Origin of the sequence: Hymenobacter lucidus (assembly GCF_020447265.1) — a bacterium.
Lineage (GTDB): Bacteria > Bacteroidota > Bacteroidia > Cytophagales > Hymenobacteraceae > Hymenobacter > Hymenobacter lucidus.
In genome coordinates this window covers 413,080-431,533 of sequence record NZ_JAJADR010000005.1, presented here as the reverse complement: position 1 = coordinate 431,533, position 18,454 = coordinate 413,080, and the positions used below count along the sequence as shown (strand labels likewise).

The following is an 18,454-nucleotide window of genomic DNA, read 5'->3' as shown; positions in this document are numbered from 1 at the left end:
AGGTGGCACCAGGCTTGCAAGTAGGGAATCAAGCGCTTGAAAAAACTTCACTGGCTTGCCCTCCACCGCTTCGGCGCGGCAGTCCTTCTCCTTCTTCCTTCCTCATATGAAAACCTCCCTGCTTTCCTTCGCTGCCGCCGTTGCCCTGCTGGCTTCTTCCACCGCTTCATTTGCCGCTCCCGCCACCGACTGGCGCGACGATGCCCGCCGCGAGGCCGAGCGCCGCAAAGATGATGACCGCCGCAACGACCGCAACGACAAAGACTTCAACTATGGCTACGACCGCAGCCACAAAGTAACCAACGCCGAGCGTAGCCGCTGGGAAGCCGCCCACAAGAACGACCGCCGCGACGACCGTAACAACGACCGTCGCGATGATGACCGTGACCGTAACAACCGGGACGACCGCAACGGCAAGGATTTCAACTATGGCTACGACCGTAACCACAAAGTGAGTACCGCCGAGCGGGCGCGCTGGGAAGCCGCCCACAAAAACGACCGGAATGACCGCAACAATGGCCGCCGCTAGTTGGCCGGGCCCGGTTTTCTCCTCTATTTATTCTCTGTCTTAAATCCTCTTTCTTGCTTCCAATGAAAAATCAATTGCTTTCGCTGCTGGCCGCTTTTGTCCTCACTATTGGCGCTGCCGCCGCCCAAACCCAACCTACCACCCGGCCCGCCGGCGGCCGTGAGCACCGCCAGCAGGGTACGCCTGAAGAGCGTGCCACTCGCCAGAGCGAGAAAATGACCACAGAGCTGGGCCTGACTGCCGACCAAAGCAGCCGCATCAAGCAGATTCTGCTGACCCGTGACCAGGAAATGCAGGCCTTGCGCGGCCAGGGTAAGCCCGCCGAAGGCTCCCGCGAGCAAATGGGTGCCCAGATGAAAGCCAACCGCGAGAAATACGACGCCCAGTTCAAGCAAGTGCTGACGGCTGAGCAGTACACGAAATACACCGCCCTGGGTAAAAGCCACATGAAAGGCGGCCGTGGTGCCGGTCTGAACCAAGGCGAAGCCGGGAAGGTGAAAGCCAAAAACGGCAAGCTGAAGGTGAAAAAGACGGATAGCTAAGCCCTGGCTTACCGCTCGTTGCCAAGCCCCGACCACATTTGGTTGGGGCTTTTTTGTGAGTTTTTAAGCCGCATCCATAGACGAATACCTGCCTGCTCGGGCCTGAGCTACTGTTGTGCTTGTAAAATATGTAGTGCGGAGCTTCTATCTTCCGACGGGCTGCCGCGTACAACCCGTTGATGACCCACGCTTCCCCTTCCCGCTTCCACGCCACCCACGACGCAGCAGCGGCCCCGGCTGTAGTTGCCGTTTTACATATTGCTGCACTACCTGCCCCCGAATTACATGCAGTGGTAATAGTGCCAGTGAAGGATGAGGCGGAAAACCTGTCCCGCACGCTGGCCGCGTTGGCCACACAGCAGGATTTGCAGGGACAGAGTCTACCAATTGGCTTTTTCGAGGTTATCGTGCTGGCCAACAACTGCCACGACCAGAGTGCGGCCGTGGCGCGCCGCTTTGCCGACGCGCATCCGCACCTCGTGCTGCACGTAGTTGAAATGACGCTGCCGCCGGCCGAAGCGCATATCGGGCGGGCCCGCCGGCTGCTCATGGACGAGGCCTGCCGCCGCCTGGAGCTGGTAAACAGCGCCACCGGTTTCATTGCCAGCACCGACGGCGACACCGAAGTAGCGCCCACCTGGCTGGCCGCCACCCTAGCCGAGCTGACTACCTACCGGGCTGCCGCCGTGTGTGGCCGCATCCTGACGCCGCCGCGCCCCACCAGCTGCCCCGTGCGGCGCTACCACCTGCGCGATGCCGCCTACCGCTTGCTGCAGGCCCGTCTCGAAGCCGAGCTGGACCCCAGCCCCGGTGACCCGTGGCCCCGGCACCATCAGCATTTCGGGGCCAGCTTTGCCATCACTGTCGCCGCTTATCGTCGGGTAGGTGGCCTGCCCGTGGTGCCTTATCTGGAAGACGAAGCGCTGTACCAGGCCCTACGCCGCCACGATTTAAGGGTGCGCCACAGCCCGGCCGTGCGCGTCTTCACTTCCGACCGCCAGGAAGGCCGCGTGGCGGTGGGCCTATCGTGGCAGCTGCGCGAATGGGCGGTGCTAAGCGTGCAGCAGCAGGAGCCGCTGGTGGCCGGTGTGCCTTGCCTCGTAGCGGCACTGGAAGTACGACGGCAGCTGCGCCACTTCTGGCAGGCCACCCGTCCGGCTGAGCCCACCGAAATTATTCCGGCCACTCAGACTCAGTCCATTGCAGAAATAGCCTCTACTCTGGGCGTTTCGGCCGTTTCCCTAACGCTGCGCGTACACCAAGCGGCTGCCTTTGGCGAGCTATGGGAATGGGTAGAGCATAGCCTGCTGACCAAAGCTAGCTGGACCCAGCAATGGCCGCCGGTGCCGCTGAGCGAGGCCGTAAGTGAGTTGCGGCGGCTCCTGTCTTTAACAACAACGGCCAAGCCTTAAACTTTCTCCAGCAGATCCAGCCGGTAGGTTTCGCGACGGAAGCCGTGCAGATGACGCAACGAGCCTCCCAGCGCGGTCTGGTCCAGGAAAAACGCGTGGACTTCGTCGCCCGTGAGTGGGTAATCGTGCACTGGGGGCGTCCAGTGCACCAGCAGCAGCTGCCCGCCTGGCACGAGGGCCGCTAGTAGCTTTTCGGCGGCGCGGGCCAGGTCGGGGGCGGCCCAGTAGTAGCCTACTTCCGACAGCACAATCAGGTCGAAGCCGGTTTCAGTGGGGAACTCCTCGGGCAGGCGCATCTGTCGGAATTCTACCTGCTGCAAATTAGCGCAACGCTGCCGGGCTTTTTCCAGGGGCGCGGCGGCAATATCTACGGCCAGCAGATGGCCGCACCGGGCCGCCAGTTGCTCGGTGAGTACCCCCAGGGAGCAGCCTACTTCAAAGGCGTGGGCATAGTGCGCGCGAGGCAGGGCCGCTACCGACGCAGCATACTTTTCGCGCTCATACGGGCTGGTTTCGAAGTTCCAGGGGTCTTCGTTGGCCCGGTATACCTCTTCGAAGTAGCCTGGGGATAGGGTATGGGGCTGGTTGGTATTCATTGGAATAACTGCTAAAAAGGACCAGGGTAGGGGCCGCCGGGGAAGCTCTTTACGAAGAAGGGTTAATCTCCAGATAGACCTCGAATGGTCGGGCGAAATGGGCCAGCATCTGCTCCGAAAGCTGAAAGCCGCCGGGGTCGTCATCAATCAGGTTGGTAAGCTGGGAGCGGTGCGCTGCTATGGCCCGCTGCTTTTGCGCCACCACCGGCCCGATATCGAGCTGCCAGCCGGTTACCTCGCCGGAGCGGGGCAAATCATCAGGCGCGGCCCGCTCCCAGGCCCACACCACGTATTCCAACAGGCGGGGCGGGGCAGCGGCGCCGTGCAAAGCGGCCTGCACCAGCTGGCTGGTGGCGCGGTGGTCGGGGTGGGGGTCGCGCCGCCAGGGCACCAGCAGGGTAGCGGGCTGGTGCTGCGCAATATGCTGCTGTATCTGGCTTGCCGCTGCTGTGAAGCCCGGGCTTTCTGCCGTGGGCACCGCGCCATCGGGCAGTCCCATATATACTGTGTCGGGCGTTTCTACCCCCAGAATTTCCAGCGCCTCGCGCAGCTCAGTCGCGCGCAACGCCTGCCGGGCCGCCGGCGGAAACTTGTGGGAGTTGGGGTGCGACATCGTACCGTCGCTCACCAGCACGGCCTGCACGGGGAGCCCGGCCTGCCGCAGCAAAGCCAGCAGCCCGCCACACCCCAGCGACTCATCATCGGGGTGGGGAATAATAACCATCGTAGGTCCTAGCGCAGCAGCATAGCTGGCGGGCTTTACGGGAAAATTGGCAAACGAAAACTCGGCCTTACTCATCTTTCCACAATGAGTAAGCCGGTGACGGCTGTTGCAGCACGAAGCGGCCAGCGTCGGCTAGGGCGGCATCGGGGGCGGGCTGGCGCAGGTAGTGGGTCAGGTCGCGGTGCAGCCGCTCAAATGGCTCGGGACGCAGCAGGCCGCGGGCCCCCACGCAACGCTCGGCCAGCAGCAGGGTTTTCAGGCAGATTTCTTCGATGGCCGTGCGCACCATATTGGCATATGCCACGGTGGCATCCGCATCGGCTTCGGGGCGAGCGGCGTGGTCGGCGGCTCCGCGCAGCCAAAGGTTGCCGCTTTCGATGAGCACGGCCATTTCGCCCAAGCGCATGCGCTGGTACGGGTCGTCGGTGCGGCCGGTGGCGCGCAGAAAGCGCCGGGTTTCGTCGAACACGGCTTCGGCCCCACCCAGCTGCACGGCCGCAAACCGGATGGCCCCGCCGCTGAAGGCAGGCTGCTGATAATAGTCGCCGGGCTGGCCCAGCAGGTCGTCGGGCCCGATTTCGGCATTGGTCAGGTCAACCCGGAAGCTGGCAGTGGCCTGCATACCAAGTGGCTGCCAGAAGCTGGGGTCAATGGCAGTGGGCTGCTGGTCGGTGGGCAGAACAAACATCTGCCAGCCGCCATCGGGCAGCTTGCCGGTGATGAGCGGGCGGGTGAGCTGGCCCGCGCCCGAGCCAAAGGTTTTACTTCCGTGCAGCCGGTAGCGGCCCCCGGCCAGCGGCTCCAGCCATACGCCGTCCTGCGCTTCGGTGTTCCAAACACCGAACAGGTGTCCGGCCCGGGCGTTGGCGGCCCACTGCTGCACCTGGGCGGGTCGGCCGTAGCGTTGCAGCAGCTGCAGGGCATTGGCGTGGCCTTCGTACACCCGCCCCACCGCCAGGTTGCCGCGCCCGATATGCTTGAGGGTATGCAGCAGATCTAAGGTGTAGGCTGGCCGCATTAAATCGGCGCCGCCCAGCTTGTGGGCCAGCGGCGCAGTTAGCAGCCCGGCCGCCCGCAGCCATTGAAATTCCTCTTTCGGAAAGCCACCGGGCTGGTCGGAGCTGGCGGCCTGCCCAAACAGGCGGGGCGCCAGAGCTGCCGCGGCGGCTACGGGAGACACAATGGCCTCTTCGGCAGTAGCTGTTTCGTCGGGGAAAACAGTCTCGGCCGCCGGCTGGAGCGGGAAAAGGGAGAGAAGTTCGGCAGGCATGAAAAGGGCAGATAAAGGAAGAAGGCCGGGTGGCTTAGGGCGCTAAGGGCGGCGTGACGGCTGGTGTTGAACGGCTGAGCTTCTTGTACGGCTGAGCTGGCGGAATGGATCAGCATAACAATTCGGTAACACGGCGGGTTGGCTCTGCGTCAGGCAGCAGGCTACCTTCGCGCCGTCAATCGTTTAGACCAAACCCCTTCTTGCTATGTCGCAGCCCATTCGTTCCGCCCTTGTTTCCGTCTATTACAAAGACCGTCTGGAGCCGCTGGTGGCGCTTCTGAAAGAGCAAGGCGTGAAGCTGTACTCCACGGGCGGCACGCTCAAGTTTATTCAGGAGCTGGGCGCCGAAGTAACGGCCGTTGAGAGCCTAACGGGCTTTCCGGAGGTGTTTGGCGGCCGGGTCAAAACCCTGCACCCCAAGGTATTTGGGGGCATTCTGCACCGCCGGCACGAGGCCGGCGACCTGCAGGAAGCCGAGCAGCATGATATTCCGCCCATCGACCTGGTGATTGTGGACTTATACCCCTTCGAGGAAACCGTGGCCTCGGGTGCCGACGAAGCCGACGTTATCGAGAAAATCGACATCGGCGGCATTTCTCTGCTGCGGGCCGCGGCTAAAAATTACCGCGATGTACTCGTCGTCAGCAGCCGTAGCCAGTACGAGGCCGTAACCGAGCTGCTGCGCGCAAAGAACGGCGCTACTGATCTGGAAGACCGCCGCTACTACGCCGCCGCCGCCTTCGAGGCCACTTCCCACTACGATACCCACATTTTCAACTACCTCAGCCAGGGCACGGCCGTAGCCGGCACCGCTCTGAAAGTAAGCCAGAAGCCTGCTACCAGCCTGCGCTACGGCGAAAACCCCCACCAGGCCGGCACTTTCTACGGCGACCTGTCGGCTCTGTTCGACCAGCTCCACGGCAAGCAGCTCAGCTACAACAACCTCGTAGACGTGGACGCGGCGGTGCTGCTGATGCAGGAATTCCAGGATGGCCTGCCCGCCTGCGCTATTCTTAAGCACACCAACGCCTGCGGTATTGCCCAGGCCGCCACGATTTCCGAAGCCTACGCCAACGCCCTGGCCTGTGACCCGGTGTCGGCTTTCGGCGGGGTGATTATCGTGAACAAGCCGGTGGATGCGGCCACGGCCGAGGAGCTCAACAAGCTGTTCTTCGAAGTGCTGATTGCACCCGAGTTCGAGGCCGACGCGCTGCCGATTCTGCAAAGCAAGAAAAACCGCATTCTGCTACGCCAGAAGCCGGTACAGTTCCCGGCCAAGCAGGTGAAAACCTTGCTCAATGGTGTAATCGAGCAGGACTTCGACCGGCAGACCGAAACCGCCGCCGACTTCAAAGTAGCTACCAAGTCAGCCCCGACGGCGGAGGAAACCGAGGCGCTGGTCTTCGCGGCCAAGGTTTGCAAGCACACCAAGAGCAATACCATCGTGCTGGCCCGGGCTGGGCAGCTGCTGGCCTCCGGCGTGGGCCAGACCTCGCGCGTGGATGCCCTGCGCCAGGCCATTGAGAAAGCCAAGTCCTTCGGCTTCGACCTGCAGGGTGCCGTAATGGCTTCCGATGCCTTCTTCCCTTTCCCCGACTGCGTCGAAATTGCCGGAGCCGCCGGCATCCGTGCCGTGGTGCAGCCCGGCGGCTCCATCAAGGACGCCGACAGCATTGCCGCCTGCGACCAGCTTGGTATGGCTATGGTCATGACCGGTGTGCGCCACTTCAAACACTAGGCTTGTTAATGTGCTAATGAATAATGTGCTGATGTGCTATTGTCCAATGTGTCATGGCGAGCGAAGCGCGGCCATCCGTCCTCTGAAATGAGCTGAGCTGCCTTCAGTAAAAAGCCCTTTCCAGAACGTTCTGGAAAGGGCTTTCTGGTAAAAGGTCATTACGTACTGCGCAGAGGACGGATTGCTTCGCGCTGCTCGCAAGGACAGATATGCAGCTGGCAGCGCAATGTTTTTGCTCCCGCGTCGTTTGGGGCGTTTTGGGTACAAATCCACTTGCTTTCGGGCCGGCTGCTTCCCGGCCATGCCATGATTATACCGGTGGCGCTTCGGCGAAACTTGTGTACTTTTGCGCCCACTTTGCACGGAGCTAAACTGTGCATTCTCTTTTAATTGCCGCTACTCAATGGGTTTCTTCAACTTCCTTACCAGCGACATCGCCATTGACCTGGGGACGGCCAATACGCTCATTATCCACAACGATATTATCGTGGTGGACGAGCCGAGCATCATCGCCAAAGACCGCACAACGAATAAAGTAATTGCCGTGGGCCGGCAAGCGCAGCAGATGCACGAAAAGACCCACGACAACATCAAAACCATCCGGCCCCTGAAGGACGGCGTAATTGCCGACTTCCACGCCGCCGAGGAAATGATAAAGGGCATGATTAAGATGATCGACACGCGTCGGCGTCTGTTTCAGCCCTCTCACCGCATGGTTATCTGCATTCCCTCGGGCATCACGGAGGTAGAGAAGCGCGCTGTGCGTGACTCCGCCGAGCACGCCGGAGCCAAAGAAGTGTGGATGATTCAGGAGCCCATGGCCGCCGCTATTGGTATCGGCATCGACGTGGAGCAGCCCATCGGCTCGATGATTATCGACATCGGGGGCGGCACTACCGAAATTGCGGTTATTGCCCTCTCGGGTATCGTCTGCGACCAGTCGATCAAAACGGCGGGTGACGTCTTCAACCAGGATATCTTGGACTACATGCGTCGGCAGCACAACCTGCTGATCGGTGAACGTTCGGCTGAACGCATCAAAATCGAAGTAGGCGCGGCCCTGACCGAGCTCGACGTGACCCCGCCCGACTTTGAAGTGCGCGGCCGTGACCTGATGACCGGCATTCCGAAGGTTATCAAGGTAACGTCGTCCGAAATTGCCATTGCCCTCGATAAGTCAGTAGCCAAAATCGAGGAAGCTGTGCTGAAGGCGCTGGAAATTTCGCCGCCCGAATTGTCGGCCGATATTTACGAAAATGGCATCCATTTGACCGGCGGCGGCGCTTTGCTGCGCGGCCTCGACAAGCGCCTGGCCGTGAAAACCAAGCTGCCGATTCACATTGCCGAAGACCCGTTGCGCGCCGTGGTGCGCGGCACCGGCAAGGCCATCAAGGACATTCAGGCCTTCAAAGGCGTACTGCTGACCTAATCCAAGGCGGAATATGGAGGGAGGAATGAAGACGGAAATTGCTCCGATATCTTCATTCCTCCTTCTGTATTCTCTGTTTTCCTGACTCCCGCATGAACAACCTGCTCAACTTCCTTTTCCGCTACCGGGGCATCCTGGTGTTCGGACTATTGGAGGTGCTGAGCTTGTATCTGTACGTGCGCAACAGCTCTTACCAGAAGGCGGCGTTTTTCAACTCGGCCAATGCCTACACCGGCGAAGTGCTGGCCGCCCGCACCCGGGTGTATGACTATTTCCGGCTGTTTGAAGTAAACCAGGGCTTGGTGGCCGAAAATGCCCGCCTGCGCCAGCAACTCTACCGTCCCGATATGGCCGGCCGCGTAGCCGATACCTTACCCGTGGCCAAAGACAGCCTAACCCAGGCCCGTCTCCAGAAACTAGGCCACCCCGACTCGCTGCTGCTCGGATTGCGCCAATTGCCGGCCCGCGACCCGGATTATCCACTGATTCCGGCCCGAGTTATCAACAATTCGCTCCGAAAAGTGGATAACTACCTTACTCTGAACGTGGGCACCGTAGACGGCGTGAAACCGGGCATGGGTGTGCTGGGTGCCGCCGGCGTAGTGGGCCGGGTGAAAGTAACCAGTGAGCATTACGCCACCGTAACGTCGGTGCTGCACTCCAAAACCTCGATTTCGGCCAAGCTGCAGCGCGACGGTACCTTCGGCAGCGTGAAGTGGCTCGGCGACGACCCTACCCACGTCCTGCTCGACTACATTCCGCGGCAGAACAAGCTGGTGCGCGGCGACACGGTGGTGACGTCGGGCTACAACGCCATTTTCCCCGAGGGCGTTATGATCGGGCAAGTGGAGTCCTTTGTGAAGGAGGCCGACAAGAACTTCTGGACGGTGCGGGTGCGCCTGGCCGTCGATTTTTCCAAGCTTACCTACGTGTACGTCGTTAGCAGCCGGCCCAAGGCCGAGCGCGACACGGTGGAAGTACGGGCGGGTATCAAGCCGGAAGAGGAGGAGAAGCCGTGAGGGGAGTAGGCGACATCATTATTCAGCTGCTGCGCTTCGTGCTGTACGTGGGCCTGTACGTGTTCCTGATCAGCGGCACCGACTTCGTGCTGTTTGACCTGGGCTGGTGCATTCTCTACATCGGCTTTCTGCTATTTCTGCCCATCGGCACGCCCATTGTGGTACAGCTGGTGTTGGGCTTCATTACGGGCTTTGTCGTCGACCTCTTTTTCGATACCGGGGGGCTGCACGCCGCCGCCGCCCTGGTGCTGGCTTACGTGCGGCCCTGGGTGCTGCGCCTGCTCACCCCGCGCGACGGCTACGACTCGGCCGATTCGGCCAGCATCCACCAGATGGGCTGGCAGTGGTTTGTGGTGTACCTGAGCCTGCTGGTGCTCATTCATCACGCCACATTTTTTCTGCTGGAGCTAGGCAGTTTCCACTTTCTGGGTCTCACGCTGGCCAAAATCCTCATCAGCACGCTCTACACCAGCCTCACGCTGCTCATCACCCAGCTGGTATTCTTCCCCACGCGCCGCCGCAGTAGGTGATTTAGCGACTTAGTGATTTAGGGAGTTTGCTGTTCAAAGCTGCGTTATTAGCGCAAGCCGAGCGACAAACTCACTAAGTCACTTAATCACTAATTCACTTCCTCACCTGTTATCTTTGTAAATCCGGCGGATGGGTCGGAAGGCGTTTACCCTCAGTTTCTTCTCGCTTTGCAATACCTTGAAGGCCGCAAATACGTTGTTCAGGCCTTATTCCTGGTCGTGGCGCTGGTATTTGGGGCCCGGCTCTTCTACATTCAGGTGCTCGACGGCAGCTACAAGCTGGCCGCCGACCGCAACACGCTCCAGCGCATCGTGCAGGTGCCCTACCGCGGCCTGATCTACGACCGTAACGGCCAACTGCTGGTGCAAAACACGCCCGTGTACGACCTGATGGTGGTGCCGCGCGAAGTAAAGCAGCTCGACACGGCCCGCTTCTGCCAGCTGTTGCAGCTGCCGCTGGAGGAAGTGCGTGCCGGGCTAAAAACGGCCCGTACCTACTCGCGGGTGAAGGCCTCACCGCTGGTGCAGAACCTAAGCACGCCCGAGCTGGCCGCCATTCAGGACAACCTGATTGACTTCCCCGGCTTCAGTATCAAGGCCCGGATGGCCCGCTCCTACAAAACCGAAAACATGGCCCACGCTCTGGGCTACGTGGGGGCCATTACGCCGGCTTTCCTCGAAAAGCCCAAGTACGCCAAGTACCTGCCCGGCGACAACCTGGGCATTACGGGTCTGGAGTCGTTCTACGAAAGCACGATGATGGGCCGGCGCGGCGTGCAGTACCGCATGGTAAACGTGCGTGGCATCGAGAAGGGCGCCTTCCGCAACGGCGAGTTCGATACGCTCTCCATTGCCGGCCAGGATTTGCACACCAGCATCGATATTGAGCTCCAGAAATACGGCGAAATGCTGATGCAGGGCAAGCGCGGCTCCATCGTGGCCCTCGACCCCAAAACCGGCGAAATCCTGGCCCTGGTGTCGGCCCCAATGTATGAACCCTCCATTCTGACGGGTAAGGGCATGGGCAACCGCTACATGGAGCTGCTCAATAACCCCGAGCGGCCCCTGTTCAACCGCCCGCTGATGGCTACCTATCCGCCCGGCTCGGTGTTTAAGATGGTGAATGAGCTGGTGGCGCTGCAGATGGGCGTGGTGACGCCCGAAACCGGCTTCGACTGCAACTGGAAGCTGGTGCGCTGCACCCACCGCCACGAGGCACCCCGCAACGTGACGCTGGCCATCAAGAACAGCTGCAACCCGTATTTCTACCAGGTAATGCGGGCCAGCGTGCTGCGCGGGCGCTCTACCAACAAGTTTGAGGATGCCCGCCTGGGCCTGGCCGAGTGGCGGCGGCAGGTGATGTCGTTTGGGGTAGGTGACAAGCTGGGCGTGGATATGGCCAGTGAGAAAAAGGGCCTGATTCCTTCGCCCGAGTTCTACGATAAAGCCTACGGCTACCACCGCTGGGGCTACAAAACGGTGTACTCGCTCAGCATCGGGCAGGGCGAAATCGGCATTACGGGCTTGCAAATGGCTAATATCATGGCCATCATTGCCAACCGCGGCTACTACTACACCCCGCATTTCGTGCGCGGAATCGGGCAGGGCGGGCCGCTGCCACAGTTCACCCAGCGCCACGTTACCACCGTCGACCCGAAGTATTTCGAATCGGTAGTGCCCGGTATGCAGGCGGTGGTAGATGGGCGCGGCGGCACCGGCAACTTCGCCAGCCTGGCCCAGTTCGGCATTTCGGTGGCGGGCAAAACCGGCACCGTGCAAAACCCTCACGGCGAAGACCACGCCACCTTCGCCGCCTTTGCTCCGGCCGAAGACCCCAAGATTGCCATTGCCGTGTTTATCGAAAACGCGGGCTTCGGCGGCACCTCGGCCGCACCCCTGGCCTCGCTCATGATTGAGAAGTACCTGCGGGGCAAAGTGGTGCGCAAAAACTGGGAATACTGGCTGCAGGGCAGCGCCGACAAATTTATCCGACGTCGTTAATCATGGCCTTACCCGCCCGCTATAGCCGCAGCATCGACTGGGTCACCGTGCTTATCTATGCCCTGATGGTGGGCCTGGGCTGGCTGAACGTGTACGCGGCCAGCTACTCGCCTGAGGCCCCGGCTGGCGGCCTCTTCAGCGGCCTAAGCTTTCAGGAGCTGATGGCCTTCAACTGGTTTAAGCAGATACTCTGGATTGGCACGGCCGTGGTGCTCATCGTTATCCTGGTCGTCATCGACTACAAGGCCTACGACACGTTTGCCTTCGTGCTCTACGGCAGCATGATTGCGCTGCTCATCATCACGCCCTTTATTGCCCGGCCCATTGCCGGCTCTCGCTCCTGGCTCGAATTGGGCCCGATTCGGCTCCAGCCGGCCGAGTTTGCCAAGTTTATAACCGCCCTGGCCGTGTCGCGCTACATGGCCGGCATCAATCTGCGCCAGCAGAATTTCCGGGACCAGATGGTGCTGGCCGGCCTCACGCTGCTGCCCCCGCTGCTGATTGTGGCGGCCAACGAAACCGGGCAGGCGCTAGTATTCGGCGCTTTCCTGCTGGCCTACTTCCGGGAAGGTATGTCGCCCCTGATTCTTATCATTCTGGCCGCGGCCGGAGCCATTCTCATTCTGGCCCTGCTGGTGCCCAAGCTGTGGCTGGTGGGCGCGTTTACGGCTATTCTGCTGATTGTTTTTGCCGTCAATACCAAGGTGCTGCGCCATCATCTGCCACTGGCTTTGGCAGTGTGGGGCGTGGTTATCGGTATGGTGTTCGGCGTTGATTTCTTCTTCAACAACGTGCTGCAGGACCACCAGCGCAAACGCATTGAGGTGCTCATCAACCCCTCGGCCGACCCGCTGGGCGTGGGCTGGAACGTGACGCAGTCCAAGATTGCCATCGGCTCGGGCGGGCTGGTGGGCAAGGGCTTTCTGCAGGGCACCCAAACCAAGTTCGACTTTGTGCCCGAGCAAAGCACCGACTTCATTTTTTGCACGGTGGGCGAGGAGTGGGGCTGGGTCGGTACCACGGTCGTTATCATCCTGTTTATGGCCCTGCTGGCCCGGGTGCTGTATGTGGCGGAGCGTCAGAAATCCGTGTTCGGGCGCACCTATGGCTACTGCGTGGCCAGCATTATCTTCTTTCACTTCGCCATCAACGTAGGCATGACCATCGGGCTGGCGCCGGTAGTAGGCATTCCGCTGCCGCTTTTCAGCTACGGCGGCTCCTCGCTGTGGTCGTTTACCACGCTGCTTTTCATCCTGCTGGCCATTGATGCCTACCGCAAACAGGATCTGGTCCGGTAATTATGAAAGTTGAGTTATGAATTCTGAATTCCGTTCGGGTCCAGGTCAGCTGCGCCAATTCAGAACTCATACATCAGAATTTGTAATTCTTTTCCTGACGCTGCTTTATCTACTGCTGCCTACCCACAATTCCTCACTGGATGCGTGGTATTACGCGGCCTGCGTGCGGCACGGCCACGAGCTGCTGCTGGCCCACCACCTGCTCTACAACCCCACGGGCTGGCTCTGGGTGAAAGCCCTGCAGGGCTTGGGCCTGCCGGTGGAGAGCCTGGCAGCATTGAAGGCCCTGAATGCCCTGGCAGCCGGCACCGGCCTGCTCGTGCTGCACCGGCTGCTACGACTGCTGTTGCCCGAAAAAGCTACCTGGCCGTGGTTGCTGCTGACCGGAGCCAGCTTCGGAATGCTGCGCTTTGCCACCGAGAATGAGACGTACGTGGAGCCGCTGCTGCTCTCGTTGCTGGCCAGCCTGGCCTGGGCGCGGTACCAGCTGGGTGGGCAGCGCGCCGGGCACCTGCTGTGGGCCGGGCTGTGGGCGGCGTTGGCCTGCCTGGTTCACCAGATTCACTTTTTCTGGTGGCTGGGGCTGCTGCTGGGCACGGGTTGGTACGCCGGCCATAAGCTCCGCAGCCTGCTGCTCTACATCCTGCCTGCACTGCTGGTGCCCCTTGCCTACGTGGCCGCGCTACCCTCGTGGCACGAGCCGCTGACGATTTCGGCCCTGTGGCGCTTCGTGTTTCACGATTACTATGCCGGCACGGCGGGCGGCAGCGTCTCGGGTCATGGACTACTGCTTTCGGGTATCAATCTGGTGCGCACCTTTGGGCAGCTCCACGGCTCCACGCTGGCGCTACTGCGGCTGTATCCGGGGTTGTGGGCGGTAGCAGCCGGGTTTCTGGGGCTGTTGAGCTACGCAGCCTGGCTGCTGTGGCAGAGCTTTCGGCAGCGTCTTCGGGTGCCCGTGCCAGCAACTGCGCCGGCAGTGGGGCCTGTTATGCGTACCCATCTGCTGATTCTGGCCCTGCAGCTACTCTTCGCAGTGTACTCCGAAGGCAATGCCGAATTCATGGTGATGGTGCCCGCGCTGCTGGCGGTGGTAGCCAGCGTGGGTTTGCCGTGGGTGCCGGTGCGGGCGGTGGCGGTTCTGGGAGTTGCTTTGCTGGGCTGGAACCTGGCTTTCGGACTGGTGCCGGCCAACCAGCTGCGCTTTACCAACAACGATGCGCTGCTGACCCGCATCCAGCGGGAGCCGGCCAGCTGGTTTTTGCTCGATAATCATAACCTGGTACTCAACCAGCTGCATTACCGTACCGGGCAGCCCGTAGCTCCGCCCAACGTGCTGCCCGTGCCCACGCTGCTGGTGCAGCGCCCCGGCCAGTCGCCGGCCCGGCTCCGGCAGTGGCTGCGCGCCCAGCTGCAAGCCGGGCACCGCGTATATACCAACGGGCTGGCCGGTCCGCAGCTGCTGGACCGGGCCCAGTTGGTGTATGGCAACCAGAACGCCGAGCTGCTTCAGGGCTTCCAGACGCAGAAAGTCGACTCCTTTGCCACTTCGTTCGGCTCGTACTACCTCACCGAAATCCGCTAGTCTTGCAAGGGGCGCTGAGCCGGCGTTGCCGCCAGGCAGCTACTTACGCACCCAAACAGCCACAGCGCCCCTTGCCTTTACCGGTAAGAAGTTCTGTGTACTACTCCGGTATAACTATCATCGAGTGAGGAAGCGCGTTTGATAGTAGGTAGACGACCTTGCCAAAAGTAGGACGGTCGTCTACCCACTTAGGTAGGCGACCCTGTCAAAAACCGGAGGGTCGCCTACCTGAGTGGATTGGGCTACTCCGGATTACAAGCCGCCTGAGCGTTTTTCGAGGCTTCCGATGGACGCGCCCAGAGCCACTGGAAGGCTGGGTGGTGGGTTAGAATCAGAGCAAAGGCCACGGCAAACACCGGCGCGGCCAGGTAGCCCATGCGGCCCAGGTCGCCGGAGAGCAGCATGTGCACCAGCACCACGGCCAGCAGCGCGGCCCCGCCCGCGCCCAGCGGCCGGAGCCACCGCCCGGCCCCGCCGCGCAGCCCTACCAATAGCACCAGCCAGAAGAAGCCGAAGATGCTGAAGATTTCCCCCGCGCCCTTCACCGACAGCAGCCGGCGCAGGGAGTAAGCCAGGTTGTGGAGATGGTCGAGGGCATTGCTCAGGCTTTCCTGGGGCGGGGCACCCACCTGCGCGTCTATCCAGTGGCGCACGCCGTAGGCCACGGCCCCCGAAACGGCCAGCCACACCAGTTGCCGGGGCCAGGGCATGGCCCGGTGGCCAAACCACAGCAGCCAGGGCACCAGAAAAACAAACGACTCCTTGGCGTGCGGCCCCAGCACAATGCAGGCCGCTACGGCCACCGCCGAGCCACTCCGGGCCCCGTAGAAAGCCAGGGCAAACACCAGAATATAGAGGCTGTCGACCAGTGGCAGGCCGGCCGTGTACACAGCCCAGCGGCTCGCCAGCACGGCTACCATGGCCAGCACGGCCGCCCCCGGCGACGCCCCGTAGAGCAGGCAGCTGCGAAAAAACACCAGCCCGGCCCCGGCCAGCACCAAGGTGTTGACAAGATAAAAAGCCAGGCGCAACGGCCAGTCGGTGGCGGCGCGCTGGGGCCAGATGCGGGCGTAGACCTGCTCTACAGGCCAGGCCACCGCCGCCGCTACAGCCGGCACCACCACCCGGTAGCGCCGCGTAATGCTCACGCCCCGAAACTCGCCCCGGGCAATGCTCAGGTAGCTGCGCGTGTCGAGGGAGTGGGAGAAGTCGTAGTGCACGTACATGGTGTAGGCACTGCCGGCCAGCAGGCCCACGGCCAGCACGTACACTAGCAGCAGATGCTGCCAGCGCCGCCCCGCAGAAATCAGCCCGTCAGCCGCGGAAGGATGCACGCCGCGCTTCGGTTAAGCAAACTTGCGGTCCAGCAGCTTGAGCAGCTTGTTGACGTGCTCTTCCTTGCGCACCCAGCCGTATTTATGGGCCAGGTCTTCCGTCACGTAGCGCTTGGCCACGTCGGCGTTGGGCAGAGTGTCGAGGTGTTGAATTGCGGTATGGTACTCCATATTCTCCCCGTTGAACAGCTCGTTGATGAAGCTGAAGCGCTGGTTGATGGAAATGGCTTCCCGCAACGACTCCACCTTGGGCGCTGACTTCTCGGCCAGCGTGGCGCTAGGACGCTCCCCGCGCAGGGTTTCGCTGAGCGGGGCCGAAGTCGGCCGCTCAGCGCGCAGCTTTTCGTGCAGCGGCACATTGGTGGAGGCAGCGGCTTCGGCCAGCGGACGGCGCTCTGGCTCCGGTTCGGCTGTTTCCTGCGGCGCTGCTGGTATCGGGGCTGGTGCCGGCGTTGGGGAGGCTACGAAGGTCGGCGGGGTGGGTGCCTCAGGCTTGGCCGGGGCAGCTTCTGGTAGGGGTGGGGCAGTAGTTTCCTTCGGGGCCGGCGGGGTTTCCACGGCCGGGGCCGGGGCTGGGGCTACGGCCCCGGCTACCGGAGTTTCCACGGGCGTTTCAGCAACGGGTGGCGCAGCCTGCGGAGCAGCCAAAGAATCAGTTGCCTCCGTCAGCTCGGCGGTAGTCAGGGGCCGCAGCTGGTTGAATTCGGCCACAATCTTCTCCAGCGGCGCGTGGTTTTTGTAATTGGCTTCCTGATAGAGGCGGAAGCGGTTTACCAGAAAGTCGCGCTCCAGCGCTGGGCCAGGCGTCAGCGTGTCGAGGAAGCCCTGGAAAAGCGCCTTATCCAAGTCCAGGTAGCGCAGCGCGTCGCGGAGCTGCTCGGCCGTGGCCGTGGGCTGGTTACCCAGCAGCTTCTGCTCGAAGGTCAGCACTGGGTCGGTGGCTACGCCCAGCGTGTCGCTGATAGCCCGGGCCAACAGGGGCTCGAAAGCGGCCCGACTCAGCTTGATGCGGCGCGACAGGATGTTCATAAACTGGGTGAGAGCCTGCCGCACGTCGTCGGCTTCAAAGTCGAAATAGGGACTGCGCAGCCGGGCCATTTCAGCCGTCCACTGGGCCAGCAGCTGCTGCACCACAAACAGGTTTACCTGCCGGATCGGGGTGAAGCGCAGTACGGCCGGGCCGTCGAGGGTGGTAGTGGGCGTACCGCCAAAGTGCTGGTCGCAGAGCTGGGAGGCCAGCTGCTGGCCGTATTGTTCGCGTTTTGCTGAGCTATATTTGTCCTTCATCGAAAGCCTGGTTCAACGGGCAATTTAAGCAAAGATGCCCACTCTAACCGTGCAAAACCTGCCTGGCGCCGTAGTTTCCGTGCCCGCCGGCACCACCTTGCTGGCCGCCCTGCAGGCCGCCGGCCACGACTGGATGCACGCCTGCGGCGCGAAAGGACGCTGCACTACCTGCCGGTTGGAGGTAGTCAGGGGGCTCGAATTACTAACGCCACCCACCGACGCCGAGTTGCGCTACCGCACGGCCGGCCGCCTGCTGCCCCACGAGCGGCTCACCTGCCAGGCGCGCCTGCCCGATGGCGACGTAGCGGGCCGGGTGCCGCACGCCACCATGCTGCCCCACCAGCGGTATTCGGAGCCACTGGAACCGGGCGGGTAAACCCCAATCGTATTTCCAACCGGCTGATACTCTAGCCGGTGATGAAAACCTCCGGAATTGACCTTTGAGGCTCCGGCCCGAAAGCCGTACTTTAGAGGTTCCAACCGGAGCCGGCGTGCCTGCTCCCGACCACCGCCAACTGCTACCACCGTGTTTATAGAACCTCGCGTCGGCACGAGCCGCGACACGCCCCGCCGGGGCTGGATTGAAGTAGTGTGCGGCTCCATGTTTTCGGGCAAAACCGAGGAGCTGATCCGGCGGCTGAACCGGGCCAAGATTGCCCGGCAGCGCGTCGAAATCTTCAAGCCCGCCCTCGACACGCGCTACCACGCGCAGGATGTCGTGTCGCACAACTCTACCAGCATCCGCTCGACGCCCGTGCCGCTGGCCCAGGAAATGCTGCTACTGGCCGGCTCCTGCGACGTAGTGGGCGTAGACGAGGCCCAGTTTTTCGACGAGTCGCTGGTGGAAGTGTGCACCCAGCTGGCCAACCGCGGCACCCGCGTCATCGTGGCCGGCCTCGATATGGACTTCATGGGTAAGCCTTTCGGCCCCATGCCCACGCTGATGGCCATTGCCGAGTTTGTTACCAAAGTGCACGCCGTGTGCGTGTGCTGCGGCGAGCTGGCTACCTATTCCTTCCGCATTGCCGCCTCCGATGACAAGATTCTGCTGGGCGAAACCGACTCTTACGAGGCGCGCTGCCGGGCCTGCTTTCAGGAGGGCATGAAGGAGAAGAGCACCGAGCCTACTACGGCCGCCACTGTCAAGCACTAATCCGGCC

At 61.9% G+C, this 18,454-nt stretch carries 17 protein-coding genes; 12 read left to right on the top strand and 5 right to left on the bottom strand.

What is annotated here, in order from left to right; translation table 11 throughout:
- The first annotated feature begins 106 nt into the window (after window positions 1-106).
- The 3 genes from LGH74_RS18120 (at window position 107) to LGH74_RS18110 (ending at window position 2,483) form a co-directional block, all read left to right on the top strand.
- Window positions 107-529: a hypothetical protein gene (locus LGH74_RS18120; RefSeq protein WP_226177768.1), complete on the top strand. Its 423-nt coding sequence runs from the start codon at window positions 107-109 to the stop codon at window positions 527-529.
- Between the two features lie 62 nt (window positions 530-591).
- A complete protein-coding gene (locus LGH74_RS18115) occupies window positions 592-1,071 on the top strand; it encodes a DUF4890 domain-containing protein (protein ID WP_226177767.1) in 480 nt (159 codons plus the stop codon).
- A gap of 179 nt (window positions 1,072-1,250) precedes the next feature.
- Window positions 1,251-2,483: a glycosyltransferase family 2 protein gene (locus LGH74_RS18110; protein WP_226177766.1), complete on the top strand. Its 1,233-nt coding sequence runs from the start codon at window positions 1,251-1,253 to the stop codon at window positions 2,481-2,483.
- Here LGH74_RS18110 and LGH74_RS18105 read toward each other — a convergent pair.
- Genes LGH74_RS18105 through LGH74_RS18095 form a run of 3 tightly spaced genes read right to left on the bottom strand, consistent with a single transcriptional unit; the run spans window position 2,480 to window position 5,073 of the window.
- Complete coding sequence (locus LGH74_RS18105; RefSeq protein ID WP_226177765.1) at window positions 2,480-3,079, bottom strand: class I SAM-dependent DNA methyltransferase; 600 nt, start codon at window positions 3,077-3,079, stop codon at window positions 2,480-2,482. The genes LGH74_RS18110 and LGH74_RS18105 overlap by 4 nt on opposite strands.
- Before the next feature lie 49 nt (window positions 3,080-3,128).
- A complete protein-coding gene (locus tag LGH74_RS18100) occupies window positions 3,129-3,878 on the bottom strand; it encodes a PIG-L deacetylase family protein (protein ID WP_226177764.1) in 750 nt (249 codons plus the stop codon).
- Window positions 3,871-5,073, bottom strand: a complete 1,203-nt coding sequence (locus LGH74_RS18095) for an acyl-CoA dehydrogenase family protein (RefSeq protein WP_226177763.1) — start codon at window positions 5,071-5,073, stop codon at window positions 3,871-3,873. The genes LGH74_RS18100 and LGH74_RS18095 overlap by 8 nt, the downstream gene beginning before the upstream one ends.
- 205 nt (window positions 5,074-5,278) lie before the next feature.
- Between LGH74_RS18095 and purH the strand changes: the two genes are divergently transcribed.
- The 7 genes from purH (at window position 5,279) to LGH74_RS18060 (ending at window position 14,673) form a co-directional block, all read left to right on the top strand.
- Entirely contained in the window at window positions 5,279-6,811 is a 1,533-nt protein-coding gene (gene purH / locus LGH74_RS18090; RefSeq protein ID WP_226177762.1) for a bifunctional phosphoribosylaminoimidazolecarboxamide formyltransferase/IMP cyclohydrolase, read from the top strand.
- A gap of 403 nt (window positions 6,812-7,214) precedes the next feature.
- On the top strand, window positions 7,215-8,240 hold the full coding sequence (locus tag LGH74_RS18085) for a rod shape-determining protein (protein ID WP_100339144.1): 1,026 nt from the start codon (window positions 7,215-7,217) through the stop codon (window positions 8,238-8,240).
- Between the two features lie 92 nt (window positions 8,241-8,332).
- Window positions 8,333-9,259 carry a rod shape-determining protein MreC gene (gene mreC, locus LGH74_RS18080; protein WP_226177761.1) on the top strand — a complete coding sequence of 309 codons (927 nt, stop codon included), beginning with the start codon at window positions 8,333-8,335 and terminating at the stop codon, window positions 9,257-9,259.
- A complete protein-coding gene (locus LGH74_RS18075) occupies window positions 9,256-9,789 on the top strand; it encodes a hypothetical protein (RefSeq protein ID WP_226177760.1) in 534 nt (177 codons plus the stop codon). Before mreC ends, LGH74_RS18075 begins: the two co-directional genes overlap by 4 nt.
- A gap of 168 nt (window positions 9,790-9,957) precedes the next feature.
- Complete coding sequence (gene mrdA, locus LGH74_RS18070; RefSeq protein WP_226177759.1) at window positions 9,958-11,790, top strand: penicillin-binding protein 2; 1,833 nt, start codon at window positions 9,958-9,960, stop codon at window positions 11,788-11,790.
- A gap of 2 nt (window positions 11,791-11,792) precedes the next feature.
- On the top strand, window positions 11,793-13,088 hold the full coding sequence (rodA, locus tag LGH74_RS18065; RefSeq protein WP_226177758.1) for a rod shape-determining protein RodA: 1,296 nt from the start codon (window positions 11,793-11,795) through the stop codon (window positions 13,086-13,088).
- A 16-nt stretch (window positions 13,089-13,104) separates the two neighbouring features.
- On the top strand, window positions 13,105-14,673 hold the full coding sequence (locus LGH74_RS18060; RefSeq protein ID WP_226177757.1) for a hypothetical protein: 1,569 nt from the start codon (window positions 13,105-13,107) through the stop codon (window positions 14,671-14,673).
- Window positions 14,674-14,915: 242 nt separating this feature from the next.
- Here LGH74_RS18060 and LGH74_RS18055 read toward each other — a convergent pair whose 3' ends face one another.
- Both LGH74_RS18055 and LGH74_RS24930 read right to left on the bottom strand, forming a co-directional pair.
- Window positions 14,916-16,007: a hypothetical protein gene (locus LGH74_RS18055; protein WP_226177756.1), complete on the bottom strand. Its 1,092-nt coding sequence runs from the start codon at window positions 16,005-16,007 to the stop codon at window positions 14,916-14,918.
- Window positions 16,008-16,019: 12 nt separating this feature from the next.
- Window positions 16,020-17,294 carry a DUF8457 domain-containing protein gene (locus LGH74_RS24930; RefSeq protein WP_262904688.1) on the bottom strand — a complete coding sequence of 425 codons (1,275 nt, stop codon included), beginning with the start codon at window positions 17,292-17,294 and terminating at the stop codon, window positions 16,020-16,022.
- Window positions 17,295-17,328: 34 nt separating this feature from the next.
- On the opposite strand from LGH74_RS24930, the gene LGH74_RS18045 reads away from it, so the two are divergent.
- Window positions 17,329-17,670, top strand: coding sequence for a 2Fe-2S iron-sulfur cluster-binding protein (locus tag LGH74_RS18045; protein ID WP_226177755.1), 342 nt, complete (start codon window positions 17,329-17,331; stop codon window positions 17,668-17,670).
- A 150-nt stretch (window positions 17,671-17,820) separates the two neighbouring features.
- Window positions 17,821-18,447 (top strand): thymidine kinase, encoded by a 627-nt coding sequence (locus LGH74_RS18040; RefSeq protein ID WP_226177754.1) that lies wholly within the window; start codon window positions 17,821-17,823, stop codon window positions 18,445-18,447.
- The last annotated feature ends 7 nt before the right edge of the window (window positions 18,448-18,454 follow it).